The following is a 25117-nucleotide window of genomic DNA, read 5'->3' on the forward strand; positions in this document are numbered from 1 at the left end:
TGGACCTAACTCCGCAGCAGGTGTTCCGGAAGGTCCGCTAGGCGGCTGCGCAGGTACTCGCCGAGCCCCTTCGCCTGCGGGTCGGGCCGCGTCGCCGAGGCGACCCCCGCACCCAGGATGCCGACGATCACCAGGTTGACCGCGCGCAGGTTTGCGAGCTCGTACCGGCGGATCTCCAGATCGGCGGCCTCGGGGATCAGCTCCCGCACCCGCGCGACGGTGAGGTAGCCGCGCAGCCACGCGTACTCCTCGTCGGTGCGGGCCCACACCCCGATGTTGGCGTTGCCGCCCTTGTCCCCGGATCGGGCTCCGACGATCGTCCCGAGCGGCAGCCGTCGGGTGGGACCGGCCGGAAGCTCAGCGGGCGACGGTTCCGGGGGCTCCGGGGCGGCCGCCGTGACCGGGCTGTGCGGAACGGTCCGCACGGTGCCGTCGGGCAGGGTCACGCGGTGCGCCACCTCGGCCGCAGGAATCAACGTCGGCCAGTAGACGCCGTACGCGCTCTCCGCGGACGGCGGCGTCGTCGTGTGGAAGCCGGGGTAACCGCCGAGCGCGAGTTCCATGGTGGTGTTGGAGAACGCCCGCCCGACCTTGCGCCGGTCGGGATCCTTCACCGTCACCCGCAGGTGTGCGGTGGCCTCGGCGTTGGTCGCGGCGTCGGGGTGGTCGAACCGCAGGAGCTGCACGTCGAACTCGGCGAACCGCTCGCGTCGGCCCAGCAGCTCGACCAGTTGCTGTTCGGCCCAGGCCGCCTTCTCCTCGATGCGCGTGCCGGTCAGCACGAGCGTCATCGAGTTGCGGAACCCGCCCTCGTAGTTGAGCGCCACCTTGAGCCGGTCGGTCGGCGCGCTGCCGCGCACACCCCGGATCCGCACGCGGTGCTCGCCGTCGGACACGAGCTCGAGCGTGTCGAAGTGGGCCACCGCGTCCGGCCCGAGGTACGCCGGCTCGGCGATCTCGTACAGCAGCTGCGCGGTCACGGTGCCCACGGACACCAGCCCACCCGTGCCGGCGTGCTTGGTGATCACACTGGAGCCGTCCGCCTCGATCTCGGCGATGGGGAACCCCGGGTACCGGCGGTCGGTGACCTCCTCGAAGAACGCGTAGTTCCCTCCCGTGGCCTGGGGTCCGCATTCGATCACGTGACCGGCGGCCATCGCGCCGGCGATCTTGTCGTGGATGTCGGCGTCGTCGCGGGTCCAGCCGTGCCACCACGCCGCCGGGCCGACCACCACCGACGCGTCGGTGACCCTCCCGGTCACGACGAGGTCCGCATCCGCCCGCAGTGCCTCGGTGATCCCCCAGGCGCCCAGGTAGGCGTTCGCCGACACGGGGCGCACTCCGGCGTCGGCCAGTTTCCGGCCGGTGTCGAGGTGCGCGAAGGCGTGGCCGGCCGCTTGCAGCTCGTCGAGCCGGGGCACGAGGTCGTCGCCGTCGACGTAAGCGATGCGCGGGTGCAGGCCCAGCCGTTCGGCCAGCGCGCCGAGCTCCGAAGCGAGCCCGGCGGGGTTGAGGCCGCCGGCGTTCGACACGATCCGGACACCGCGGTCGAGGCAGGTGCCCAGCACGTGCTCGACCTGGGTGAGGAAGGTCTTCGCGTAGCCCGTCGCCGGGTCCTTCTGCTTGGCCTTCCACAGGATCAGCATGGTCAGCTCGGCGAGGTAGTCGCCGGTGAGCACGTCGATCGGCCCGCCCTCGACCATCTCGCGGGCGGCCTGCAGCCGGTCGCCGTAGAAGCCGGAGCAGTTGCCGATGCGCACGGCGCGGCCGCCGGTCGTGGTCACGATGGTCCTCCTGCGTGGCTCGTGGGTGCCCGCCCGGTCCCGGGGCTCCCGGCGAAGGTCTGGGCGACGGACAGCCACTCGGTCGCGACCGGACCGGTGACGGCGAGAGCGGTGTCGTCGCGGTGCCGGCGCTGGGTGACGACGAGGCAGAAGTCGAGCGCGGCCCCGGCGACGCGGTCCGCCGCCTCGGGCGGGCCCCATGTCCACTCGGCGCCGGACGCCGAGGTCAGCTCGACCCGGATCGGCTCGGCCGGCACGGGCTTTCCGTTGAGCGTGAACGAAAACGCCGTGGTCTGCACCCCGAGGTGCGCGATGTGGCGCAGGCGGTCGGTCGGCTCACGGTCGCGGCCCAGCGCGTCGGCGACGTCCTGCCCGTGCGCCCAGGTCTCCATGAGCCGCGCGGTGACCGAGGACAACGCGCTCATGTCCGGGCCGTACCACGGAAGCCGCGCTTTCGCGTCGAGGCCGCGGAAGACGGTGACGAACTCGCGGCGCGTGCGCGCCAGCCAGGCCCGGACGTCGGCCGCGGGCAGCGTCGCGTGCTCGGCGGCGACCCGGTCGGGGAAATCCATGCCTCCGGCCACCAGGGCATCCGCGGCCACGCGGAACGCGGCCGGGTCGACCGCGGCCTGGGTCGCGGTCTCGTCGAAGTAGGCGAGGTGGGTGAGCTGGTCGCGGACGGTCCAGCCGACGGCCGGGGTCGGCGTGGCGATCCCGGCGTCGTCGAGATCCGCCACCAGATCCAGCAGCACCCGGGTTTCGGCGACGAGGTCGTCGAGCACCTGCTCGATCGAAACGCCCATGTCAGCGGCCCTGCCAGACCGGCGTGCGCTTCTCTTTGAAGGCCAGCGGCCCCTCCTGCGCGTCTTCCGACAGATACACGGGTTCCCAGATCTGCTCGGCGAGCTCGTAGGCCTCGGCCCGGTGGTGGGCGGCCGACAGGTACGCGGTGCGTTTGGCGGCGAGCACCGAGAGCGGGGCGTTGGCCGCGATCCGCTCGGCCAGCTGCTGCGTGCGTTCGCGCAGGTCGGCCGCCGGAACGACGTCGTTGACCAGCCCGTACTGCTGCGCCTTGGCGGCGCTGACCGGGTCGCCGGTCAGGAGGATCTCCAGCGCGATGCGCGGCGGCACGAGCCACGACAACGGCGCCGCCCACGGCGAGCCGCGGCCGATCTTGACCTCGGACACGGCGAAGCGCGCGTGCTCGGCGGCCACCACGAGATCGCACTGCTGGGCGAGCAGGAACCCGCCCCCGTAGGCGATCCCGTTGACCGCGGCGATCGTCGGCTTCGGCACTTCGACGTTGCGCCCGAACTGGGGAAGGAAGTCCGGGGGCGGCACGGTCAGCGCGGTCGCGTTCATCTCCTTGAGGTCACCGCCGGCGCAGAAGGCCTTGTCGCCGGCCCCGGTCAGGACGAGGACCTTCGCGTCCTCGTCGGCGTTGAACCGGTGCACGCCGTCGAACAGTCCTTTTCGGACGGCTTCGCTCAGCGCGTTGCGCGCTTCGGGGCGGTCGATGGTGAGCCAGGCGACGCCGTTGGTCACCTCGTAGCGCACGGGGGTCATCCGGCCTCCTCTTCGGTGATGACGGCGACGATCTCGCCCGATTCGACGGTCTGTCCCAACTGGACGGACAGCTCGGCCACGATCCCGGCGACCGGCGCGCGCACGGAGTGCTCCATCTTCATCGCCTCGAACACCACGATCACCCCGCCGGCCGCCACGTGCTGCCCTTGCTCCGCGACGACCCGGACGACCGTGCCGGGCATCGGCGCCAGCAACGACCCGGGGGCGGCGTCGGTGCCGGGTTCGGGCAGCCGGGGCCGCTCGGTGAATGTGGTGGCGCCCAGCACGCTGTCGCAGTACACGGTGTCGCCGACCTGGTGTACCTGGACCGTGCGCCGGACCCCGGCCACGCGCAGGTCCACCCGGTCCGGCCGGGCCTCGAGAATCGTGAGACCGTCCACAGTGGATCCGTCCACCTGCGCGTCCAGGCCTTGGCGGGTGAAGCGATAGGTGACGTCGACGTCGGCGTCTCCGAGGCGGTACTCGGCGCGCTGCGGGGCGCTCGCGACGTTGCGCCACCCGGTGGGGACGACCCGCTGCACCTCGGCCTGGGCGCGGCGGTCGGCCTGACCCGCCACGGCCGCGGCCAGCGCGTGCACGGTCACCGTCTCCTTGCCGGGCTCGCCGATCAACGTGGCGGGATCGTGGCGCGTGAGGTACCCGGTGTCGGTCGCGCCCGCGGCGAACCCGGGTTCGCGCAGGACGGCCACGAGCAAGTCGCGGTTGGTGACCAGGCCGTGGATCTGCGCCTCCGCCAGCGCTCGGGCGAGTTTGCGCACCGCTTCGGCACGAGTGCGCCCGTGCGCGATGACTTTGGCGAGCATGGGGTCGTAGTGCGTCCCGACCACCGAGCCGTCGCGGACCCCGGTGTCCACGCGCACCCCGGGCAGGGCCGGGATCCGGAACCGGTGCAGCGTTCCGCTGCCCGGCAGGTAATCGGCCGCCGGGTCCTCGGCGTAGAGGCGCGCCTCGACGGCGTGCCCGGTGATGCCGGCTTCCGTCGCTTCCACCGGCAGCGGCTCGCCTTCGGCGACCAGCAGCTGCAAGGCCACCAGGTCCAGGCCCGTGATCTCCTCGGTGACCGGGTGCTCCACCTGCAGGCGTGTGTTCACCTCGAGGAAGAAGAACTCCCCGTTCGGCGCCATCACGAACTCGACGGTGCCGGCGCCGGTGTACCCGATCGCGGCACCCGCGGCGACGGCCGCGTCGCCGAGCTGCTTGCGCAGCGCCTCGTCGACGGCCGGCGACGGCGCTTCCTCGATGATCTTCTGGTACCTGCGCTGGATCGAGCACTCGCGCTCGAAGAGGTGCACGACGGTGCCGTGCGCGTCGCCGAAGATCTGGACCTCGACGTGGCGCGGATTCTCCACGAACCGCTCCAGGAACACCGTCCCGTTGCCGAACGCCGACGCCGCCTCCCGCCGCGCGCTCGTCACGGCTTCGACGACCTCCGCGGGCCCGCGCACGATCCGCATTCCGCGCCCGCCGCCGCCGAACGCGGCCTTGACCAGCAGCGGGAAGCCGATGTCCTCGGCCATCTCCGTCACCGTCGCGGCGTCCACCTCGGCGTCGTCGTCGATCGTCGCGCCGGGCAGAACGGGGACACCGGCCGCGGCCATCAGCTCCTTGGCCGCGATCTTCGACCCCATCGCCTCGATCGCCGCGACCGGCGGCCCGACGAAGACCAATCCCGCGTCGGCGCAGCGCCGGGCGAACTCGGCGTTCTCGGACAGGAACCCGTAACCGGGGTGGACGGCATCGGCGCCGGTGGCCAGTGCGGCTTCGACGATGCGGTCGGCGCGCAAGTACGTCTCGGCCGAAGCGGCGCCGGGCAGGAGCACGGCTTCGTCGGCGGCCTCGACGAACAGCGCGTCGGCGTCGGGGTCGGAGTGAACCGCGACCGTGGCGATGTCCAGGGCTCGCGCGGAGCGGATCACCCGTTCCGCGATCTCACCACGGTTGGCCACGAGCAGCTTCCGGATCGGACGGGTACCCGGCGTGGTCCGGCTGGTCATCAAGGTGGTCCTCACATCCGGAAGACGCCGTAGCCACGCTGGCCGGCGACGGTGTTGGAGTGCGCGGCGGACAGCGCGATGCCGAGCACGGTGCGGGTGTCGCGGGGATCGATGAGGCCGTCGTCGTAGAGCCGCGCGGTGACGAAGAAGGCGTGCGACTCCTTTTCGATCTGCGCCTCGATCGCCGCGCGGTTGCGCTCGTCGGCCTGGAGGTCGAACTCGCGCCCGGCGGACGCCGCCGACTGCTTCGCGACGATGGACATGACGCCGGCCAGCTGTGCGGCGCCCATCACCGCCAATCGGGACCCGGCCCAGGCGAACATCAGCCGCGGGTCGTACGCCCGGCCGGACATGCCGTAGTTGCCGGCGCCGAAGGACGCGGCCAGGTTCACTGTGATGTGCGGGACCTTGCTGTTGGCGACCGAGTTGATCATCTTGGAGCCGTCCTTGATGATCCCGCCCTGCTCGTAGTTCTTGCCCACCATGTAGCCCGTGGTGTTCTGCAGGAACAGCAACGGCGTGTCGGTCTGGTTCGCGAGCTGGATGAACTCGCTGGCTTTCTTGGCTTCCTCGCTGAACAGCACCCCGCGCGCGTTGGCCAGGATGCCCACCGGGTAGCCGTGCACGGACGCCCAGCCGGTGACGAGACTGGTGCCCCACAAGGGTTTGTACTCGCCGAAGCGGGACCCGTCGACCACCCGCGCGATCACTTCGCGCGGGTCGAACGGCACCTTGATGTCCGACGGCGCGATGCCCAGCAGTTCTTCCGGGTCGTAGAGCGGCTCGTCGGCCGGCAGCGTCGGCCCGGGGCCGAGCTTGCGCCAGCCGAACTCGGCGACGATCTGGCGTCCGATCCGGATGCAGTCGCGCTCGTCGGCCGCGAAGTAGTCGCACAGCCCGGAAACCTTGGCGTGCATGGCGGCGCCGCCGAGCTCCTCGTCGTCGGCGTCTTCGCCCGTGGCCATCTTCACCAGCGGCGGGCCGCCGAGGAACACCTTGGCCTGGCCGTCGACCATCACCGCGTAGTCGCACATGCCGGGCACGTAGGCGCCGCCGGCGGTCGAGTTGCCGAACACCAGCGCGACCGTCGGGATCGCCAGGGACGACAGCTCGGTGAGGTCGTGGAAGATCTTGCCCGCGTGCACGAACAGCTCCGACTGCGTGGGCAGGTCGGCGCCACCGGACTCGACCAGGTTGATCACCGGCAGGCGGTTGATCCGGGCGATCTCCAGCGCTCGCAACGTCTTCTTGAGCGAGTACGGGTTCATCGCCCCGCCGCGCACGGTCGGGTCGTGCGCGATCAGCACGCACTCGACGCCGGACACGACCCCGATTCCCGTCACCACCGAGGCCCCGACCGGGAACTGCGTGCCCCACGCCGCCAGCGACGACAGTTCGAGGAACGACGCGTCCCGATCCAGCAGCAGCTCGATGCGTTCGCGCACGAGCAGCCGGCCGCGGTCGCGGTGGCGCTGCTGGTAGCGGGGCCCGCCGCCGGCGATGGCCGCCTGGATCTGCTCGTCGAGCTCGGCCAGCACCTGTTTCTGGTGCTTCAGGTTGGTCTGGAAGGTCTCGTCCGCGGTGTTCAACGCGGACCGCAACACGGTGGTCATCTCGCGGTGGTCCGTTTCTCTCGGCTCGCTTGTCTCGGGCTCAGTACGACCGGGGCAGCCCGAGGCTGTGCTGGGAGACGTAGTTCAGGACCATCTCCCGGCTCACCGGCGCGACCTGCAGCAGGCGCGCGATTCCCCAGTACGGCAGCAGGCCGTATTCGGTGGCGAAGCCGTTGCCGCCGTGCGTCTGGATCGCCGCTTCCACAGCGGCTCCCGCCGCCTCGGCCGCCGCGTACTTGGCCATGTTCGCGGCTTCGCCCGCGGGTTCGTCGTGGTCGTGCTGCCAGGCCGCCTTCGCCGTCATCAACGCGGCCAGATCGGTCTCGATCCTGGCCTTGGCCAGCGGGTGCGCGATGCCCTGGTGCGCGCCGATGGGCGCGTCCCAGACCGCCCGGGTCGACGCGTAGTCCGCGGCCTGGGCCAGCACGTGGCGGGCGATGCCGACGCACACGGCCGCACCGGTGATGCGCTCCGGGTTCAGCCCGTGGAAGACCTGGTGGAAGCCGTTGCCCTCTTCGCCGACCAGCGCGCTCGCGGGCAGGCGCAGGTCGTCGAAGTGCAGCACGAACTGCTTCTCCGGCAGCTTCGCGGACACCGGCAGCCGCGTCGCGACGAACCCGGGGGTGTCGGTGGGCACGAGGAACAGCGACAGCCGGGCGCGGCCGGTGGTCTCGTCCCGGCCGGTGCGCGTGACGAGGAGGACGGCCTCAGCCTCGTCGACGCCGGAGATGTAGTGCTTGGTGCCGTTGACGACGAAGTCGTCGCCGTCCCGCACCGCGACGGTCGACAGCCGGTGGGTGTTGGACCCGGCGTCGGGCTCGGTGATGCCGAAAACGACCTTCGCCTCACCGGAAGCCATGCGCGGCAGCCAATGCTGCTTCTGTTCCGCGGTGCCGTAGTCGGCGATCATCTCGCCCGAGATGGCGGCGGACACCATGAGCAGGAGCAACGGGCAGCCCGCGGCCGCGGTCTCCTCGCACACCATCGCCAGCTCGGCCAGCCCGGCGCCACCGCCGCCGTACTCCTCCGGCAGGTTGATCCCCAGGAACCCGTTGCGCCCCAGCTCGGCCCACAGCTCGGAGGTGGGCTCGCCGGCCTCGGCCCGCGGGACGTAGTACTCCGGCCCGAACTTCGCGGCGATCGCCCGCACCGTATCCCGGAGATCCCTGTGTTCCGAGGCCTCCTGAAAGTCCACACCGACTCCTTCGTCCGTCCGTACCGGCGAGCTGCGCCCTAGTGCATAGTGGTTCACTACGGACGCTTTGGCAAGCGAGGACGTCGAAGGGTACTTGACCAGCTGGCCGTTCACTTCGGTGAAGGTCCGAGGTGTTCACCGGCCGTCGAATTCAGTGAATGACGGATAACTTGTGCGCGGAGGCCTGCCTGGGCGGCACGGCGTTCGTCTCCGGGCCGGGCTGACCGTGCTAACCGCCGAGGGTTTCGAGCACGGTGCGGGCGACGCCGGTCGCCGTGGTGAGGACCGAGCGGGTGAGCGTCAGCATGTCCTCGCCGGACGCGCGGGCCGGGCCGACGCCCGCTTCGAGGGTGGCTAGCATCGCGGTGCGGAGTTCGGTGTTGACGTTCACCTTGCCGACGCCGGCGGTACCGCAGCGGCGCAGGTCGGCGGGCGGCAGGCCGGACGCGCCGTGCAGGACGAGCGGGACGGTGCCGGCCTCGGCGCGGATGCGGGCCAGCCGCGGCCAGTCGAGGGCGGGCGCGCCGCGGTAGCGGCCGTGGACGTTGCCGACGCCGCACGCGAGCAGCTGGGCCCCCGAGGCCGCGAGGAACGGCCCGACCTGCGCGGGGTCGGTTTTGCCGGCCACCTCGACGGCTTCCGCGCGGTCTTCGTCGCCGGGCACGCTGCCGAGCTCCGCCTCCACGACGACGCCGCGCGGCGCGGCGAAAGCCAGGACCGCGCGGACGAACGCCGCGTTCTCCTCGGGCGGCAGATGGGAGCCGTCGGCGAGCACGGCATCGACGCCGGCGTCGATCGACGAGCGGATCAACGCGTCGTCCTTCGCGTGGTCGAGCTGCACGCACACCGGCACGGCCGACGCGTCGGCGATCGCGCGCAGCGTCCGGATGAGGCGCGGCTCGGCGGCCGAGGGCGCCACCAGCAGGATCACGGGCAGGCCCTGCTCCTCCGCGGCGCTCACCACCGCCAGCGCGGTGTCCGCCCCGTAGCAGGTGAACGCGGGAATGGCCGCCTGGCCGGCGAGTCTGCGGGTGACCAGGGCGTCGAGTGCCGCTCGCATCGGTCGAAAGCTCCACTTCCGGGTGAGAGGGGCCGGGACCGTCCACGAAGGACGGTCCCGGCCGGGTCAGCGTCCGAGGTCGTCGAGGTAGGCCTGGACGATGTCGTCGAAGGAGAGCTCCGGTTCCAGGCCGAGCTTTTCGGCGCGCGGCGTGTGGAACCGGGCGGGCCAGCTGCGCACGATGGCGCCTACGGCCGGGTCGTCGGTCCAGTCGATGAGGTCGCTGGTGCCGGTGCCGGCCACGCGGTCGAGTGCCGCGGCCATGTCCTTCGGCGTGGTGGTGAGCGCGGGCAGGTTCATCGCGGTGCGGCTGCCCCAGGTGGTGTCGTCGGCCTGCGCGGCGAGCAGCAGCCCGTCGAGGGTTTTGCGGGGCGACGACAGTGCGATCGGCGTGTCCGGCGGTACCGGGCAGGCGGCGCGTTGCCCGGCCAGCGGTTCGCGGATGATGCCGGACATGAAGCTCGACGCGGCCGCGTTCGGCTTGCCCGGCCGCACCGACACCGTCATCAGCCGCACGGATCGGCCGCGCACGAACCCCTTGCGCGTGTAGTCGGCCACGAGCTGCTCGCCGATGAACTTCTGCACGCCGTAGCTGGCCTGCGGGCGCGGGAGTGTGTCGTCGTCGACGTCGCCGATCGGCCCGATCGCCGGGTCGCTGCCGAACACGGCCAGCGAGCTGGAGAACACCAGCACCGGCGGCGTGTCGAGACCACGCGCGTAGTCGAGCAACGCCCGCGTGCCGTCGAGGTTGGTGCGCATGCCGAGGTCGAAGTCGGCCTCGGCCGCGCCGCTGACCACCCCCGCCAGGTGGAAGATCGCGTCGACCGGCCCGAGCCCGGGCAACGCTGCGCTGAGGTCGCCGGTCAGCACGCGCACGCGGGAGTCGGCGACGAGGTCGGCCGGTGGCTCGAACAGGTCGACGAGGACCAGCTCCCCGAGTTCTTCGGGGGCCGCGCCGCCGAGGGCGATCGGGGCCGCGAGCAGCCGGCGGGCGAGGACGGCGCCGAGGAACCCGGCGCCGCCGGTGATGACGATGCGGGTGCTCATGCCGTCTCCAGACGTTCGATGACCTCGGTGAGTGACGTCTCGCCGCCGACGTTGCCCGCGAAGACCACGTACGGCAGCCCCTGCGCCGGCCCGGAAGCCGGTTCCCACAGCGAGACGATGCCCGGCAGCAGCGAGCCGCGGATCCAGGCCCGGTCGATGCCGAGTGCCCCGGTGGCCACGTCGGACGAGGTGATGCCGCCCTTGCCGACCACATAGGACGGTCGGCGCGCAGCGACGATCTCCCCCGCCGCCCGCGTGAGCGCCGCACTGACCCGGCGGGCGATCTCCAGGCTGTGGGCCTCGTCGTCGCCGGTCACCAGCGTGCGCGAAGTGCTGAGCACCACGAGGGTTTCGGCGAGGGCCTCCGTCGCGGTGGTGACGGCGTCGCGCAGGTGCTGCTCAGCGCGGGTTTCGTCGAGCAGCGTCGGCACGTCGAGCTCCACGGTGGTGAACCGGCGCTGGCGCGCGAGGTGGTCGAGCTGCCGGGTCGTGAGGCCGACGTGCGAGCCCACGACCACGAGCCCGTGGCCCGGCCCGACGAGCCGCGCGAGCGTGTCGTCGTCGATCGGCGGCTGCGCGTCCTGCCCCACGCGGGCCCGCACGAACGACGGGCCGACGCGGTACAGGAACGACTTTCCGCCGGCTTCGGCCGCCAGGATCCCGAGCACGGTGGCCCGCAGATCGTCGTCCTCGTCGGCGTCGAGCACGACCACGCGGCCGTCGCGCGTGTCCGTCAGCCGGGCGGCCACCGTTTCGTCCGTACCGGGGCGGATTACGTCGAGCGTCAGCTCGGCCACGTCCCCGCGGGTGATCCGGCCGCCGCTCTTCTCCTCGACCCACTCGGCCAGCCGGGACGAGCGGTAGCCGAAGGTGGCGTCCCGCGCGAACTCGCTGTCGGCCGCCGGCGTCAGGCCCTCGGCGGTGCGCAGCCAGTGCACCCCGCCGATCGTGACGCGTCCGGCGTCCACATAGGCCGGTGCGAGGAGCACGCCGTCGACCGTTTGGCCGTGCTGGGCGGCGACTTCCGTGAGCACGTCCGTCTCGAGCGGAAAGTGGCCCCGCAGCGTCGAATCGCTGCGGCTGGCGAACGCGAGCCGCACGCCTTCCAGCTCGGCCGCGGCAAGGCAGGCCTCGGCGACCTCGCGGTCGCGGGCGGCCGCGGCGTCGGGCGCGAGGCTGCGGGTGTTGGTGAGCACGAAAAACCCGGCCCGGCCCCGGCGCAGCGCCCAGCGGATGTCCTCGACCGTCCACCGGGTCAGCACCGGCAGGTCGCGCACGGTCTGCGTGCCGGTGGGATCGTCGTCGAGCACGGCGACCTGCCGTGCCCCGGTCAGGGCCTGGCGGACGGCCGAAGCGGGGACCCGCCGGACCGGCGGGAGGGTGAGTTCCTCGGTGGGGCGCGAGCTCACCAGGCGTCCCCTTCCCCGCGGCCGCGGCGCTCGTTCTCGTCACCGATCGCGCCGGCCGCGCGCACCTCGTCGATCTCCGCCGCGGACAGGCCGAGCTCGGCGAGGATCTCCTCGTTGTGCTGGCCCACGCGCGGCGGCGCGATCCGGGCGGGGTCGGCCGGGGTGCCGAGCAGCCGCACGGGCTGGCCGACGATGCGCCGCTTGCCGACGCCCTCGATCTCGGTCTCCACCACCATCCCGTTGAACAGCACCTGCGGGTCGGTGAACACCTCGTCGTACGCCTGCACCGGCGCGCACAGCACGTCTTCCTTGAGCAGCCGCGCTTCCGCGTCCGAGCGGGTGAACCGGCCGAACGCCTCGCGCAGCACCGCCGTGGCCTCGTCCGGATGCTGCTCGAGGCCGGCGATCGTGGTGAACCGCGGGTCCTGCGCGATCTCGTCGCCGATCTCGAGCGCGCGGCAGACGCGCTGCCACGGCTCGTCGATGAAGATGTCGGCGATGATCACGATCGCCCGGCCGTCCGAGGTTTCGTACGTGCCGTACAGCGCGGTGTTGCGCGAGTGCGCGATGTTCGGCCGCGGCCGTGGCACGGGCACCGGGTCGTTGAGGTAGGCCGAACCCTCCTGCAGGTGCATGGCGACGGCCGCGTTGAGCAGGCAGACGTCCACCACCTGGCCGACGCCGTTCTGCTCGCGGGCGGCCAGCGCCGCCATGATCGCTTGCGCGAAGTGCATGGCCGCGATGTAGTCCACCACGTAGGTGCCGACCGGCCGCGGCGGGCCGTCGGCGTCGCCGGTGAGCGCCATGATCCCGCCGAGCGCCTGCGCGGCGAGGTCCTGGCCGCGCCGGTCGCGGTACGGGCCGTCCTGGCCGTAGCCCGAGGCCAGCGCGAGGATGATGCGCGGGTTGATCGCGGCGAGCTGCTCGTAACCGAAGCCGAGCCGTTCCATCACGCCGGGCCGGAAGTTGGCGGCCACGACGTCGGCGGTCTTCACCAGCTCCGTGAACACCCGCCGGCCCTCGGGCGATTTGAGGTCGAGGCTGAGGCTGCGCTTGTTGCGGTTGTTGGCCGCCCAGAACGAGCTGTAGCCACCGGCTTCGGCCGGCTTCATCCGCCGCCCGATCTCGCCGGCGCCCGGCCGCTCGATCTTGATGACGTCGGCGCCGAAGTCGGCGAGCACCTGCGTGCCCGACGGGCCCTGCTCCAGCTGGGTCAGGTCGAGGATGCGCACCCCGGCGTACGGTGGTTTCACTGCTGGGCTCCCGGGGCGTCGATGAACTGCAGGATGTGCACGGCGACCGCGCACACGTCGCCGTTCTGGTTGCGGATGGTGCTGTCGGCGAACGTCCTCTTGCGACTCTCGTCGACGGCGGTGAGCACGTAGTCGGTGATCAGCGTGTCGCCGAAGAACGCCGGGCCGGTGAAGCGGATGCGGTCGTAGCCGGCCGAAACCGAGGGCGCCGGCGTGCGGTTCGACATCAGCGTGGACGCTGTGGAGGTGAAGCCGACGAGCAGCGAGCCGTGGGCGATGCGCCGCCCGTAGTGGGTGCTCTGCATGAACAGCTCGTCCACGTGGTTGGCGGCGAAGTCGCCGGTGATCCCGGCGTAGAGGTACACATCGGACTCGCTGATCGTCTTGCGGAACTCCACCCGGTCGCCGATCCGGAGCCCGGGTGCGAATGGGATGTCGTCGGTCACGTCGTTGCCCTTCGGTTCTGCTGGTACGGCTTTGCTGTCGGCGGCGGTCACTGCATGAACGAGCCGCCGGTCAGGTGCAGGCACTCGCCGGTGACGAAGCCGTTGCCGGGATCGGCGAGGAACGCGACGGCCCGGGCCACGTCCTCGGGCGTGCCCGCGCGCCCGATCGGGTTCTGCTCGATCCGCGTGCGCTTCGCCTCACCGAGCGGCAGGCCCTCCTTGGCGGCGATCTGCGCGTCGAAGCCGTCCCACAGCTCGGTGTCCACAATGGCCGGTGCCACGCTGTTGACACGGATGCGCCGCGAGGCCAGCCGCGCGGCGAACGTCATGGTCAGGCTCAGCACCGCCGCCTTGGACGCCGCGTAGTGCGCCGAGGGCACGTACGGCCCGCGAGCGGTGGACGAGCTGACGTTGACGATCGCGCCGCCCTCCCCCATGGCCGCGCTCGCGGCCTGGAGTCCGAACAGGACACCCCGGGCGTTCACCGTCATGATCGCGTCCCACTGCTGTTCGGTGATCTCCAGCGGGTCGGACAGCTCGGTGTAGCCGGCGTTGTTCACGAACGTGGTCAGCGGCAAGGAGAACTCCGCGCGGCCGGCCTCGATGGCGCGCTCGACGTCGGCGCGCACCCGCACGTCAGTGGCCACGCCGAGCGCCCGGTGCCCGCGTTCGGCCAGGTCCTTGGCCGCGGTTTCGGCGGCGGCCCCGTCCAGGTCGGCCAGCACGACCGGCTGCCCGCCCTCGGCGAGCACGGCCGCGACCGCCCGGCCGATCCCGCCGGCGCCGCCGGTGACGACGGCGAACCCGGCGCTCACTTCGCGGCCCCGGTGGGCAGGCCCTTGATCACGTCGGCGATCACGGCGCGCTCCTCGGCGGTGATCGGCAGCAGCGGCGGGCGCACGTGGGCCTCGTCGATCCGGCCGAGCATCGCGACCGCGACCTTCATCCGGTTGTGCTGGTCGAGCACCGGCTCGGCGTAGAACACCTCGGTGAGCGGGTGGATCCGTTCCACCACCTCGCGCGCGGCCTTGAGGTCACCGGCCTCGACGTGGCGCAGCAGCTCCACCTGCAGGTCGGCGATCATCGAACCGTGCCCGCTGAGGATGCCGTCGCCGCCCAGCGCGAGCGAGGGCAGCAGCGCGCGGCTGAAGCTGGTCAGCATCGACACCCGCCGCGGCAACGCGCGAACGGCCCGCAGGTTGGCCTCGTACGCCAGGATGTCGACGCTCCAGTCCTTGATCCCCGTGATGTTCGGGACCCGCTCGCACAGCTCGGTGATCAGTGCGGCGTCCAAAGTGGTCGACGCGCCGGCGGCGTCGATGAAGAGCACCATCGGCAGCTCGACGGCCGCGCCGATCGCCGCGTAGTGCGCCACCGCGACCTCGCGGCGGTGGCGCATGCCGAGACCGAACACGCTGGACGGGAACACCAGCAGCCCGTCGGCGCCACCCTCCTGCGCCATCCGCGCCGTGTCGACGGCCCGGGCGGTGTCCGCGTCGGCGACGCCGCACAGGATGTCGACCCGGTCACCGACCTCGTCCACCGCGATCCGCAGGCTTTCCTCCTGTTCGGCCGGAGTCAGGCTGGAGACCTCGGCGGCGTGGCCGTTGATCGCGATGCCCGTGACCCCGTCGGTGTCCGCCAGGTCGCGCAGGTGCCTGCGGTAGTTGACCTCGTCGATCTCGAGGCCGGCGCTGAAGGGCATGAGCGACGCCGGGATGACGCCCGTGAACACCTTGTACATCTTCAGGTTCCCTTTCAGAGGATCGGGGCTGCTTCGCCCGTGGTCTTGCGCTGGTAGACGGACTTCGGCATGGCCAGCACACCCAGCAGGCCCAGCCCGGTGAGCACGACCAGGTAGGTCGCGATGTACCACGGCCGGCCGTCGCCGAGGGTGAGGAGCCCGACCGACACCAGCGGCGCGGTGCCACCGACGACGGCGGCGGGGATCTCGCGGCAGACGGTGATGCCCGACCAGCGGTACTCGGTCCGCAGTGCCCGCGTGACGATCACGCTCGACGCCGCCGAAGGCAGGCCCTGGCTCACCATCAGGCCGCAGATCACCACGATCGTCGTCAGCACCGGCGAGCCGGAGTTCATGCCGAAGAACACGGGGAACGCGAACACCGCACCGCCGGCACAGCCCCACAGCATCAGTTTCTTGGGCCCGAACCGGTCTACCAGTATTCCGCTGAACACCATGCCCGGCATCAGGACGACGTACCCGATCACCAGGCAGGTCAGCGCGACCTCCTTGGGCAGTTTCACCGTGGAGGTCAGGTAGGTCAGGCCGAAGGTCTGGATCGTGTACGACCACGGGATGATGAAGCAGTAGATCGCGGCCATGCACAGCAGTTCGCGCGGCTTCTCGCGGATCACGTTGCCCAGCGGCAGGCGCTTGATCACCTTGCGCTGCACGGCGCTCTGGAACGCGGCGGTCTCCTCGACCTTCGTCCGCACGTACACCGCGACCAGCACCACGACGATCGTGGCCAGGAACGGGATCCGCCACGCCCAGCCCTGGAGGACGTCGTCGGGCAGCAGGCCCAGCAACGCGAACGTGACCGTCGCGATCGTGGTGCCCGCGTAGTTCGCGGCGGAGGCGAACCCGCTGGAGAACCCGCGTTTGGACTCCGGCGAGCTCTCGTTGAGCATCGTGACGGCGCCGGCGAACTCGGCCCCGACACCCAGCCCCTGAAGCACTCGCATCAGGACCAGGAGCCAGGCACCCAGCGCTCCCGCTTGCGCGGCCGTGGGCAACACGCCGATCAACGTGGTCGACAGGCCCATCACCAGCACGGTGGTCAGCATGATCGGCTTGCGGCCGACGCGGTCGCCGTAGTGCGCGAACAGCAGACCGCCCAGTGGCCGCACGGCCAGGCCGATGGCGAACGTGCCGAACGAGGCCAGTACCGAGCCGATCGGACCCGCGCCGGGGAAGAACTCGGGGCCGAAGATCAGCGACGAGGCGACGGCGTAGAGCGTGAAGTCGTACCACTCGATCACAGTGCCCGAAACGCTGGCGATGATCACACGGCGGTGCTGCCGGCGGGAGAGCCGCGGGGTGGCGGCGCCGTCGGCCTTGAGAGCCGGGTCGGCGGGCTCAGTCTCTGTCATGGGTCGTTTCTCGCTTCCTTGCGATGGAACGCCGGGTGGGGACGGGGTGGGGGCGGGCGGCGGCGGAGGTCAGCCGCGAGGGGGTCGAGGGGTGCCGCGTTGGGGCGCCGTGCTCCGGTCGGTGGGACGCGGCCCGAATCGGGGTGCGGGTGGCGTGCGGCCACGGGAACCGGCGGCCGGGCGCGGGCACCCGAGGCCGGTTCGTGTCGTTGTCGCTGGTCAAACCCGGTCTCCTGATCGTCGCCGCCGGCGAGGCAGCTGCGTCGTCGGCCGTGGTGGCCGGGCTCGTGGCCCAGCTCGGTACATCCTGTCGGCATGTCGACAGTCCGTCAAGCAACAGTTTTCCGCTAGACTGCTACCGGCCGCCCGCGATCACACGTGGTGCCGGTCCGAACGGGGAGAGTGGCGTGTCCATCAACATCACGAGCAAGCCGATCAGGACCACGCTGCGCGAGTCGACCGTCGACCTGCTGCGCACGGCGATCTTCGGCGGGGACATTCCCGCGGGAACCCACCTGGCCGAGGTCAGCCTCAGCGCTTCGCTGGGGGTGAGCCGGGCAACGCTTCGCGAGGCGCTGCGGCAGCTCCAGCAGGAGGGGCTCGCCGTGCAGGACTCACGCGGCCGGGTGTCCGTTCGCGAGGTGTCGCCCCAGGAGGTCGAAGACCTCTTCGAAGTCCGCCTCGGCCTGGAGACGATCGCCGCGCGGCGGCTGTGCGAGCGGCCCGACCGGTCGTCGGTCGTCACCGAGCTGACCGACCGCCTGGAGCGGCTCCGCCGTCCGGAGTCCCTCGCCGCGGACCTCGACGCCGACCTGGAGTTCCACGGCACCATGTGCCGGCTGTCCGGCAACCAGCTGCTGCTGCAGTCGTGGGAGGGCATCAGCAGCCTGGCGCGCATCACGATGCTCGCGGCGGGCCCGGACTCGGCCCGCGCCAACATGGCCTACGACCGCCACGCGCCCATCGTCGACCTCATCGCCCGCGGCGACTCCGCCGCGTGCAGCGAGTTCCTGGCCGACCACATGGCTTCCGCGCGGGACCGGCTCATCCGGAGCATCTCGACGTCGGCAGTGGACGAAGCCGAGGTTCGTTCGTAGCAAGGGAAACCACGACACGCAAAACAGCGCCGCCGGGTTCGCCCCGGCGGCGCCGTTTTCCGTGTCGGTCAGCTGTGCGAGATCGTCAGCCCGTAGAAGGCGACGCGAGCGCCCTTCGTCGTGCTGCTCGACGAGGACTGGTTGTACGAGCCGGCCTTGAAGTACTGCTTGTACGCCTTGAACGACGACGGAATGCTGTAGTGCGTCGTGCTGCCGTTCACCGTGAGATCGATGGTGTTGCCGCCGGAGATCCCGATCGTGTAGGTCCAGGTCTTGCCCACCGCGACGTGGCCGACGGTGTGCAGGGTCTGGCCGCCGTCGGGCGAGTTCTCCGTGCCCAGCACGATGTCGCCGCTGGAGCGGTAGTACAGCTCCAGCAACGGTTTCGTCGACGAGCCGCCGGTGCCGAGGTGGACCTGGCCGACGCACACGTTCGACGTCACCGACACCACGCGCAGCGTCGCGCTGAGCTTGTGCGAGCCGCTCAGCGACCAGTTGGCAGCCGAACCGTCGCGGTTCATCTCCCGAAGCTCGGATCGGGCGTAGTTCGAATTGGGGGTGGTGACGCCCTTTTCCGGCGCCCAGAACGTCATCGCGCCGTCGCGCGTGTCGGTGTAGAAATAGCTGTCCTGGAACCCGTTCGGCCCTTGCAGCCGGGACGACGAGATGGTGGTCGGCGAGCCCGGTGAGCCGACCGGCTCCTGCAGCTGCCAGGTCGACAGGTCGAAGTTGCCGCCAGGAGCCACGGACGGGCTGCCCAGCACGGACTGTACGGTGGCCGGCGCTGCCTCCGCGGACAACGCGGTTGCAGCCACGAAAGCGGGAATCGCCAGCACGACGAGCGCGGGGCGCATGCGCATCGCAGTTTCCTTTCGCACGGTGGGGACCTCTGTGCCATTTATTCAGATATGTGAATTAATGTTGCGGAAACCCGGCGGCGAAAGGAAACGTTAAGGTTGTGATCGCATCAAGTCAAGGATTGACATGATGCCCGACGCACCTCGGCGGTCCGCCCCCGCAAGGCGACGGACCGCCGGGTCCCGGTTACCGGAACACGCTAAAAGGCCTTGCCCGCGTCACGCGCGGCGATCAGGGCCGCGTCGCGGTCCTGGGCCGGGGTGCCCGTGAGGATGGTCGGCTGGAAGCGGACCTCGGTGACGTCCGTGACGCCGATGAAACGCAGCCAGTCCTTCACGTAGGTGGAGTGGAAGTCGGCGCCGAACTGGATCGGGACACCTTCGGAGTAGACGCCGCTGGTGTAGATCGTCGCGGCCTTCTTGCCGTGGACCAGACCCGAGTAACCGGCGGCCGGATCGAAACCGAAGACCATGCCGGGCTGGGTGATGATGTCCACCCACTGCTTGAAGACGTACGGCACGCCCGAGTTCCACATGGGAATACTGAAGACGTAGGCGTCGGCCGAGGTGAACTCGTCGCGAGCGCCTGCGCCTGCGCCCACACCTGCGCCTGCTCGCCTTCGGGTGCCCCGCCGGCGAACACGGCGAGCTTGGCGCTCGCGCCGGCCGGTCCGAACTGCGGCAGCGAGCCGTCCCAGAGGTCCAGCGTCTTCACGACCGTGCCGGGGTGGGCGTCCTGGTACGACTCCAGGAACGCCGCGGCCAGCGCACCCGAGTCCGACGCGGCACCTCGCGGACTGGCCGAGATGTGCAGAACGGTTGTCATGACAAGCCTTCCTGATGTGTTTGCCCACCGGTCCGGGGCGACGACTGTAACCGGTAAAAGAGCAGATCAACAGTTACAGCGGGCCCGGTAGCCTGTCAACGAAGGCGGAACGGACGGACAGGAAAGGAGGGCCGATGGAGCCGGAATTGCCCCTGCTCGGGTTGAGCGACCATCCGGCCCTCGCGTTCCTCAACACCGCCGCCACCGCCGAAAGCGCCGAGCTGATCCCCGACGGCGCGGGTTTCGTGCGGTGGCTCGAACTCACCGGCCTGATCGACGAACAGGACCGGGCCGCGGTGCTCGACCACTTCTCCGCCGACGAGCTCGACGCCGCGGCCCTCGAAGCCGTCGCCCTGCGCGAGCGGCTGCGCCCGGTGGTCCGGGCCTGGGCGGACGGCGACCCCGCGGCACCCGACGAGCCGTTCCTGGCCGCGTTGAACGCCGTCTTCGCCACCAGCGGCCACAACCGCCAGGTCGTCGGCTCCGGCGCCGACCTCGACCTGGAGGACCGGTGGACGTGGACCACCCCGCAGTCGCTCCTCGCGCCCGCCGCGGAAGCCGCCGCCGACCTCTTCGTCCACGGCGATCGCTCCCTGGTCCGCAACTGCGAAGGCCCGGAGTGCCCCCTGTGGTTCTACGACCGCACCAAAGCCCACCGCCGCCGCTGGTGCTCCATGGCGACGTGCGGGAACCGGGCCAAAGTGCGTGACTTCCGGGCTCGGGCCACGAAGGACGTCCAGTAGGCGCGGATCACCGACGGGCGAACAGGTTTTCAGCGTTCCACCGGAGTGATGCGGGTGTTGCGCAGGTGTTCGTAGACGATCGACGTGCGGACGTCGGCCACTTCGGGGCGCGCGGTGAGCTTGTCGATGACGAAGGCGTACAGGCTGGCGTTGTCGGGGACCGCGACGTGGAGGATGAAGTCCTCGGTGCCGGTGGTGACGTAGAGGCCGAGGATGTCGGGCAGCGTGGTGACCCAGTTGCGGAAGCCTTCGATGACGCGGCGCGACGGCGGGCGCACGCGGACCGCGACGAGGGCCTGCACCGAGCGGCCGATGGCGGGCAGGTTCACGTCGAGGGTCGCGCCCTGGATGATGCCGCGCTGGCGCAGCGCGCGGGTGCGGTCGAGGGCGGTGGTGGGCGAGACGCCGACGGCGGCGGCGACGTCGCGGTTGGTCTTCCGGACGTCTGACTGCAGTTCCCGCAGGATCGCCTTATCAAGTTCGTCCACGTCCGCCTCCAAGGGGCCTAGTCCGATACTTGTACGGATCGTAGGCGATTCCGCTGGTTGTTCGTCTAGCTTGCTGGAGAAACAGCAGTACGAACAGCCAGGGAGGTCCGGCTTTGACCGAGGAAAGTTCGCCAATCGGGTTCGCTCCGGACGAGGTCGCGACCGTGTCGACGCGGGCGGCTCGCCTGAAGTGGGTGGTCGTGGTCGACGGAAGTCTGCCGCCGGGGCGCGCGGTGAACGCGGCGATCTGCGCGGCCGCGGCGACCGCGCCGAACATCACGGGACTGCTCGGCGAAGACGCCGTGGATGCCGACGGGCAGGCCCATCCCGGGCTGCCGTGGACGGGGTGCTCGGTGCTGGCCGCCGACGGGCCGACGCTGCGCACCATCCGTGCCAAGGCCGCGGCGTCGCCCGGGTGCTTCGTGGCGGACATGCCGGCGGTCGCGCAGCACACGCTGCTGTACGCGGATTACCTCGCCGGTGTGAAGGAAAGCACCGGCGAGGAGCTCGACTACTACGCGGTGAGCATCGTCGGCCCGCGCAACCGCGTGGCCAAGATCGTCGGGAAGCTGCCGTTGCTCCCGTGACCCGCTAGCGCAGGGCAGCTGAGGCGTAGTCCCACAGGCGGTCCGCCGCGACGGGGTCCAGGGCCCACCGCGCGACGCCCGCCATCGAGTCGACGCCGGCGGCCGCGAGGTGCGCGCCGCCGTCGATGGCGGGTGCTTCCTGGTTGTCCTCGAAGTAGCGGCCGGCCACGCCGTTGAGCAGCGGCGACGCGGCGAGCAGCGTGGGCGTGGCGGCGCCCTGCTCGGGGGTCTTGAAGTACGCCGGGGTGATGGCGTTGCCGTCGTCGTCGAGAGCGCCGAGCAGGCGCAGGGCGTCCGGCGAGAGGTGGCGCATGAGGTTCGTGCGGATGACGCCCGGCGCGCACGCGTTGGCGTAGATGCCTTCGCCGCCCCAGCGGCGGCTGATCCCGACGGCGAGCAGCACACTCGCGGTCTTCGACTGGCCGTAGGCGACGAGCGGGTCGTAGGGCCGGTGCTCGAAGTGCGGGTCGGCGAAGGAGAAGTCCGTCAGCAGGTGCGCGCCCGAGCTGAGGACGACGACGCGGGCCCCGCCGCCGGCGCGCAACGCGTCCCACAGGCCGGTGACGAGCGCGAAGTGGCCCAGGAAGTTGATGCCCAGGTGCATTTCCCAGCCCTCGGCGGTGACCTCGCGCTCGGGCAGCGCCATCACGCCGGCGTTGGCGACCAGCGCGTCGACCGGCCCTTGCCACTGCGCGCAGAAGGCCCGCACCGAACCGAGGTCGGCGAGGTCGAGCGCCGCGACGTCGACGCGGGGGAACTCCTCGACGAGCTGCTTGGCGTGAGCCGGCGTGCGGGTGGCGATGGTGACGTGCGCGCCGGCCGTGGCGAGCGCGCGGACCGTCTCGGCGCCGAGTCCGGAAGCCCCTCCGGTGACGATCACGCGACGGCCGGTGAGGTCCACTCCGGCGAGGACCTCGGCGGCCGTGGCTCGCGCGCCGAACGGGGTGGTGATGGTGGTCATGGGGTCCTTCGCGGTACAGGTCCAGTGTGGACGGTGAGGGAAGCGGACCGGCGGGTCAGGACGCGCCGGGCGTGTAGTGACCCGGCACCATGCGGGTCGACACGCCGAAGCGGTTGAACGCGTTGATCGTCGTGATCGCCGCGATGAGGTGGGCGAGCTCGGTCTCGCCGAACTGCTGCGCCGCCTTCGCGTAGACCTCGTCGGGCACGAAGCCTTCGGTGAGCACGGTGACGGCCTCGGTCAGCTCGATCGCCGCGATCTCGCGCGCGGTGTAGAAGTGCTTCGACTCGGCCCACGCGGCCAGCTGCAGAATGCGTTCGGCCGACTCGCCGGCCGCCAGCGCGTCCTTGCTGTGCATGTCGAGGCAGAACGCGCAGTGGTTCAGCTGCGACGCGCGGATCTTGACCAGGTTCACCAGGCTCTCGTCGAGGTGCTTCTTCGCCGCGGTGTCCAGGCGCAGCATCGCCTTGAACACGTCGGGGGCGAGCTTCATCCAATCCAGGCGCGGGGTGTGCTCGGGCAGGCGTTCAGTCGTCATGGGATCCACGCTAAGCGCCGGTGCCCGCGCGCAAGTGGTCCAATTCCGGCCGCCGATCGTGGGCCAATCGCGGGTGGCGCAGTGCACAGTGGACAGCCCTGGAAACGTCCCTACAGTGGGAAGAACCGACTCCGTGGAGGATCCCCGTCATGACCGCACCGTCCTGGAAGGACACCGGACCGTGGCTCGTCGCGCTGGACATCGACGGCACCCTGATCCGCGAGGACGGTTCCCTCAGCGACGCCGTGGTCACCGAGGTCCGCCGGCTCGATGCCGCCGGGCACCACGTGGTGCTCACCACCGGCCGCTCCGCCGTGAGCACCGTCCCCGTCCTCGACCGCCTGGGCATCACGCCGCGGTTCCTGGTCTGCTCCAACGGCGCCGTCACCCTGCGCGAGTCCGGATCCGGCTTCCGGCGCCACCACGTGGAGTCGTTCGACCCGGCCGAGTCCCTGCTCGCCATCCGCACGCACCTGCCGAGCGCCCGCTTCGCCGTCGAGGACGAGCTGGGCCGCTACCGCTGCACCGAACCGTTCCCCGACGGCACGACCGGCCTCGACGACGCGCAGGCCGCTGTGCCGTTCGAAGCGCTGCTGACCACGAAGGCAACCCGTGCCGTCGCGTTCGCGCCGGGGCACGACATGGCCGATTTTCTCGCCCTGGTCTCGAAAATGCGGTTGCGGAACGTGAGCTTTGCCCTCGCCTGCACCCCGTGGCTCGACCTCGCCGCCGAGGGCGTGAACAAGGCCGCGGCGGCCGAACGCGTCCGCGCCGAGCTCGCCGTGCCCCGGCACCGCGTGCTCGCCGTCGGCGACGGCCACAACGACATCGAGCTCCTCGCGTGGGCCGCCGAACGCGGGCGCGGGGTCGCGATGGGACAGTCCCCCGCCGAGCTGATCGCCGCCGCGGGCGAGCTCACCGGCACCGTGCTCGAAGACGGCCTCGCGCAGGTGCTCGCCACGCTATGACCGCGGCAGCACCGAGCACAACGCCGCCAACGCCCCCGACCACGCGCTGTCCGACGGCGTCGCGTACCCGACGACCAGCCCGTCGCGCCCGCTGTCGGCCTGCACCGACGGATGCGCGAAGTCGCCCAGCCCGTCGAGCGCCAGCCCCACCCGCGCACCCGCGGTGATCACCGAACGCTCGGTGCCCGGCGGAAGGTCGAGCACCGCGTGCAACCCCGCCGCGATCCCGGAAACGCGGATTCCCGGCGCGTGCTCGGCGACGGCCGCCACCAGCTGGTCGCGCCGGCGGCGGTAGCGCAGCCGCATCGCGCGGACGTGCCGATCGTAGTCGCCGGAGGTGAGGAACTCGGCGAGCGTCAGCTGGTCGAACGAGCCCGGCGCCCAGTCGACGTGGCCCTTCGCGGCGATCACCTCGGGCGTCACCGAGCGCGGCAGCACGAGCCACCCGAGCCGCAGCCCCGGCGCCAGCGACTTGCTCGCCGTGCCGAAGTAGCAGACGCGCTCGGGATCGAGGCCCTGCAACGCACCGACGGGCTGGCGGTCGTACCGGAACTCCCCGTCGTAGTCGTCTTCGAGCACCAGCCCGCCCGTCGACCGAGCCCAGTCGACCGCGGCCGCGCGCCGGTCCGGACGCAGCGCGCCGCCGGTCGGGTACTGGTGCGCGGGGGTGAGCAGGACCGCGCCGGCGTCGAGCGAACGCAGCCCCTCGGTGCACGTGCCGTCCTCGTCCAGCGGCAACGCCGGGGTTTCCAGGCCGGTTTCGGTGAGCAGGTCGTAGTACTGCGGCACGCCGTAGGTCTCGACGGCGACCGTGCCGACCCCGCGCGCCCGCAGCACGCTGCCGATCAGCCGCAGCCCGTGCACGAATCCCGCGCAGATCACGATCCGTTCGGGCGACGCGTAAACGCCGCGGGCGCGCGCCAGATAGTCGGCCAGTGCCGTGCGGAGTTCGACGCGGCCGCGCGGGTCGCCGTAGCCCAGGGCTTCGTGGGGCGCGGCCATGATCGCGCGCCGGGACGCCGCGAGCCACTGCGCGCGCGGGAAACTCGCCAGGTCCGGGTTGCCGGGCAGCAGGCTGAACCGCGTGTCCGACGTGCGGATCGGCGTCGGACGACGGAGCGCGACGCGGTCGGAGCCGGGCGTCGGCGTCCGGCGGGGCTCCGCCCGGCGGGCGACACGCGTGCCGGAACCCTGCCGTGCGGTGAGCCAGCCTTCGGCCACGAGCTCGGCGTACGCGTCGGCCACGGTGTTGCGCGCGATCGACAGGTCGGCGGCCAGTGTGCGTGACGAAGGCAGCTGCGCACCGGGCAGCAACCGGCCCGAGCGCACGGCTTCGCGCAACGCGTCCATCAGCGACGTCCGCAGGCCGTGGCGGCCGCGAAGGTCCAGGTGGTCGAGGTGCAGATCGGCGCCGAGGCCTTCGGCGGAGCGCCTGCCCTCGGGTGAAGTGGCCCGTGTTCCCGCCATGGAAATGGACCATACACCTGGCCCAATCGCACCCTAGCGTGGGTTTTGAGCCCAGCGCGCGGGCCACCAATCTGGTTGCT

24 protein-coding genes and 1 pseudogene are annotated in these 25117 nt (G+C 71.3%); 4 read left to right on the forward strand and 21 right to left on the reverse strand.

The genetic code is table 11. The annotated features are described in order from the left end of the window. Positions 1-5: 5 nt before the first annotated feature. The 14 genes from ACQPXB_RS40835 to ACQPXB_RS40900 form a co-directional block, all read right to left on the reverse strand. Positions 6-1703, reverse strand: a complete 1698-nt coding sequence (locus ACQPXB_RS40835) for an acyclic terpene utilization AtuA family protein (RefSeq protein WP_432856989.1) — start codon at positions 1701-1703, stop codon at positions 6-8. 77 nt (positions 1704-1780) lie between these two features. Next, positions 1781-2587 carry a TIGR03084 family metal-binding protein gene (locus ACQPXB_RS40840; RefSeq protein WP_432847147.1) on the reverse strand — a complete coding sequence of 269 codons (807 nt, stop codon included), beginning with the start codon at positions 2585-2587 and terminating at the stop codon, positions 1781-1783. Between the two features lies 1 nt (position 2588). Then, a complete protein-coding gene (locus ACQPXB_RS40845; RefSeq protein ID WP_432847149.1) occupies positions 2589-3350 on the reverse strand; it encodes an enoyl-CoA hydratase/isomerase family protein in 762 nt (253 codons plus the stop codon). Further along, positions 3347-5365: a biotin carboxylase N-terminal domain-containing protein gene (locus ACQPXB_RS40850; RefSeq protein WP_432847151.1), complete on the reverse strand. Its 2019-nt coding sequence runs from the start codon at positions 5363-5365 to the stop codon at positions 3347-3349. The genes ACQPXB_RS40845 and ACQPXB_RS40850 overlap by 4 nt, the downstream gene beginning before the upstream one ends. An 11-nt stretch (positions 5366-5376) precedes the next feature. Then, on the reverse strand, positions 5377-6978 hold the full coding sequence (locus ACQPXB_RS40855) for an acyl-CoA carboxylase subunit beta (RefSeq protein WP_386955133.1): 1602 nt from the start codon (positions 6976-6978) through the stop codon (positions 5377-5379). Positions 6979-7018: 40 nt separating this feature from the next. Next, positions 7019-8173 (reverse strand): acyl-CoA dehydrogenase family protein, encoded by a 1155-nt coding sequence (locus tag ACQPXB_RS40860; protein WP_432847153.1) that lies wholly within the window; start codon positions 8171-8173, stop codon positions 7019-7021. A gap of 229 nt (positions 8174-8402) precedes the next feature. Next, on the reverse strand, positions 8403-9233 hold the full coding sequence (locus ACQPXB_RS40865; RefSeq protein WP_432847155.1) for a class II fructose-bisphosphate aldolase: 831 nt from the start codon (positions 9231-9233) through the stop codon (positions 8403-8405). Positions 9234-9299: 66 nt separating this feature from the next. After that, on the reverse strand, positions 9300-10280 hold the full coding sequence (gene denD, locus ACQPXB_RS40870) for a D-erythronate dehydrogenase (RefSeq protein ID WP_366579394.1): 981 nt from the start codon (positions 10278-10280) through the stop codon (positions 9300-9302). Continuing rightward, positions 10277-11689 (reverse strand): four-carbon acid sugar kinase family protein, encoded by a 1413-nt coding sequence (locus tag ACQPXB_RS40875; protein WP_432847156.1) that lies wholly within the window; start codon positions 11687-11689, stop codon positions 10277-10279. Before ACQPXB_RS40875 ends, denD begins: the two co-directional genes overlap by 4 nt. Beyond that, positions 11686-12942, reverse strand: coding sequence for a CaiB/BaiF CoA transferase family protein (locus tag ACQPXB_RS40880; RefSeq protein ID WP_432847158.1), 1257 nt, complete (start codon positions 12940-12942; stop codon positions 11686-11688). Before ACQPXB_RS40880 ends, ACQPXB_RS40875 begins: the two co-directional genes overlap by 4 nt. Next, a complete protein-coding gene (locus tag ACQPXB_RS40885) occupies positions 12939-13388 on the reverse strand; it encodes a MaoC family dehydratase (RefSeq protein WP_366579399.1) in 450 nt (149 codons plus the stop codon). Before ACQPXB_RS40885 ends, ACQPXB_RS40880 begins: the two co-directional genes overlap by 4 nt. A gap of 47 nt (positions 13389-13435) precedes the next feature. Then, positions 13436-14203, reverse strand: coding sequence for an SDR family NAD(P)-dependent oxidoreductase (locus tag ACQPXB_RS40890; protein ID WP_432847159.1), 768 nt, complete (start codon positions 14201-14203; stop codon positions 13436-13438). After that, on the reverse strand, positions 14200-15132 hold the full coding sequence (locus ACQPXB_RS40895; RefSeq protein WP_432847160.1) for a dihydrodipicolinate synthase family protein: 933 nt from the start codon (positions 15130-15132) through the stop codon (positions 14200-14202). The genes ACQPXB_RS40890 and ACQPXB_RS40895 overlap by 4 nt, the downstream gene beginning before the upstream one ends. A 14-nt stretch (positions 15133-15146) precedes the next feature. Beyond that, complete coding sequence (locus ACQPXB_RS40900; protein WP_366579405.1) at positions 15147-16505, reverse strand: MFS transporter; 1359 nt, start codon at positions 16503-16505, stop codon at positions 15147-15149. Positions 16506-16912: 407 nt separating this feature from the next. Here ACQPXB_RS40900 and ACQPXB_RS40905 point away from each other — a divergent pair, with 407 nt between their 5' ends. After that, the gene (locus ACQPXB_RS40905) at positions 16913-17602 is read left to right on the forward strand and encodes a GntR family transcriptional regulator (protein ID WP_366579406.1); all 690 of its coding nucleotides are present in this window, start codon (positions 16913-16915) and stop codon (positions 17600-17602) included. Positions 17603-17670: 68 nt separating this feature from the next. On the opposite strand, the gene ACQPXB_RS40910 is transcribed toward ACQPXB_RS40905, so the two are convergent. The 3 genes and pseudogenes from ACQPXB_RS40910 to ACQPXB_RS40920 form a co-directional block, all read right to left on the reverse strand. Then, the gene (locus ACQPXB_RS40910) at positions 17671-18462 is read right to left on the reverse strand and encodes a polysaccharide lyase family 7 protein (protein ID WP_432847162.1); all 792 of its coding nucleotides are present in this window, start codon (positions 18460-18462) and stop codon (positions 17671-17673) included. Between the two features lie 197 nt (positions 18463-18659). Next, on the reverse strand, positions 18660-19061 hold the full coding sequence (locus ACQPXB_RS40915; RefSeq protein WP_432847164.1) for an FMN-dependent NADH-azoreductase: 402 nt from the start codon (positions 19059-19061) through the stop codon (positions 18660-18662). 56 nt (positions 19062-19117) lie between these two features. Continuing rightward, positions 19118-19285 (reverse strand): annotated as a pseudogene (locus ACQPXB_RS40920) (NAD(P)H-dependent oxidoreductase); the annotation flags it as partial. 134 nt (positions 19286-19419) lie between these two features. Here ACQPXB_RS40920 and ACQPXB_RS40925 point away from each other — a divergent pair. Further along, positions 19420-20028, forward strand: a complete 609-nt coding sequence (locus ACQPXB_RS40925; RefSeq protein ID WP_432847166.1) for a CGNR zinc finger domain-containing protein — start codon at positions 19420-19422, stop codon at positions 20026-20028. A gap of 29 nt (positions 20029-20057) precedes the next feature. Here ACQPXB_RS40925 and ACQPXB_RS40930 read toward each other — a convergent pair whose 3' ends face one another. After that, positions 20058-20516 (reverse strand): Lrp/AsnC family transcriptional regulator, encoded by a 459-nt coding sequence (locus ACQPXB_RS40930; protein ID WP_255638415.1) that lies wholly within the window; start codon positions 20514-20516, stop codon positions 20058-20060. Positions 20517-20629: 113 nt separating this feature from the next. Here ACQPXB_RS40930 and ACQPXB_RS40935 point away from each other — a divergent pair, with 113 nt between their 5' ends. Next, the gene (locus ACQPXB_RS40935; protein WP_432847168.1) at positions 20630-21103 is read left to right on the forward strand and encodes a DUF2000 domain-containing protein; all 474 of its coding nucleotides are present in this window, start codon (positions 20630-20632) and stop codon (positions 21101-21103) included. Positions 21104-21107: 4 nt separating this feature from the next. Here the strand turns inward: ACQPXB_RS40935 and ACQPXB_RS40940 are convergent, their stop codons facing one another. Both ACQPXB_RS40940 and ACQPXB_RS40945 read right to left on the reverse strand, forming a co-directional pair. After that, a complete protein-coding gene (locus ACQPXB_RS40940; RefSeq protein ID WP_432847170.1) occupies positions 21108-22064 on the reverse strand; it encodes an SDR family NAD(P)-dependent oxidoreductase in 957 nt (318 codons plus the stop codon). Positions 22065-22119: 55 nt separating this feature from the next. Further along, positions 22120-22602, reverse strand: coding sequence for a carboxymuconolactone decarboxylase family protein (locus ACQPXB_RS40945; RefSeq protein ID WP_432847172.1), 483 nt, complete (start codon positions 22600-22602; stop codon positions 22120-22122). Positions 22603-22751: 149 nt separating this feature from the next. Here ACQPXB_RS40945 and ACQPXB_RS40950 point away from each other — a divergent pair, with 149 nt between their 5' ends. Then, complete coding sequence (locus tag ACQPXB_RS40950) at positions 22752-23570, forward strand: HAD family hydrolase (protein WP_386955095.1); 819 nt, start codon at positions 22752-22754, stop codon at positions 23568-23570. On the opposite strand, the gene ACQPXB_RS40955 is transcribed toward ACQPXB_RS40950, so the two are convergent. Beyond that, positions 23565-25037 (reverse strand): PLP-dependent aminotransferase family protein, encoded by a 1473-nt coding sequence (locus tag ACQPXB_RS40955; protein WP_386955092.1) that lies wholly within the window; start codon positions 25035-25037, stop codon positions 23565-23567. The genes ACQPXB_RS40950 and ACQPXB_RS40955 overlap by 6 nt on opposite strands. Between the last annotated feature and the right edge of the window lie 80 nt (positions 25038-25117).

The organism is Amycolatopsis sp. CA-161197, from assembly GCF_050942255.1.
In the GTDB taxonomy this organism is placed as follows: domain Bacteria; phylum Actinomycetota; class Actinomycetes; order Mycobacteriales; family Pseudonocardiaceae; genus Amycolatopsis.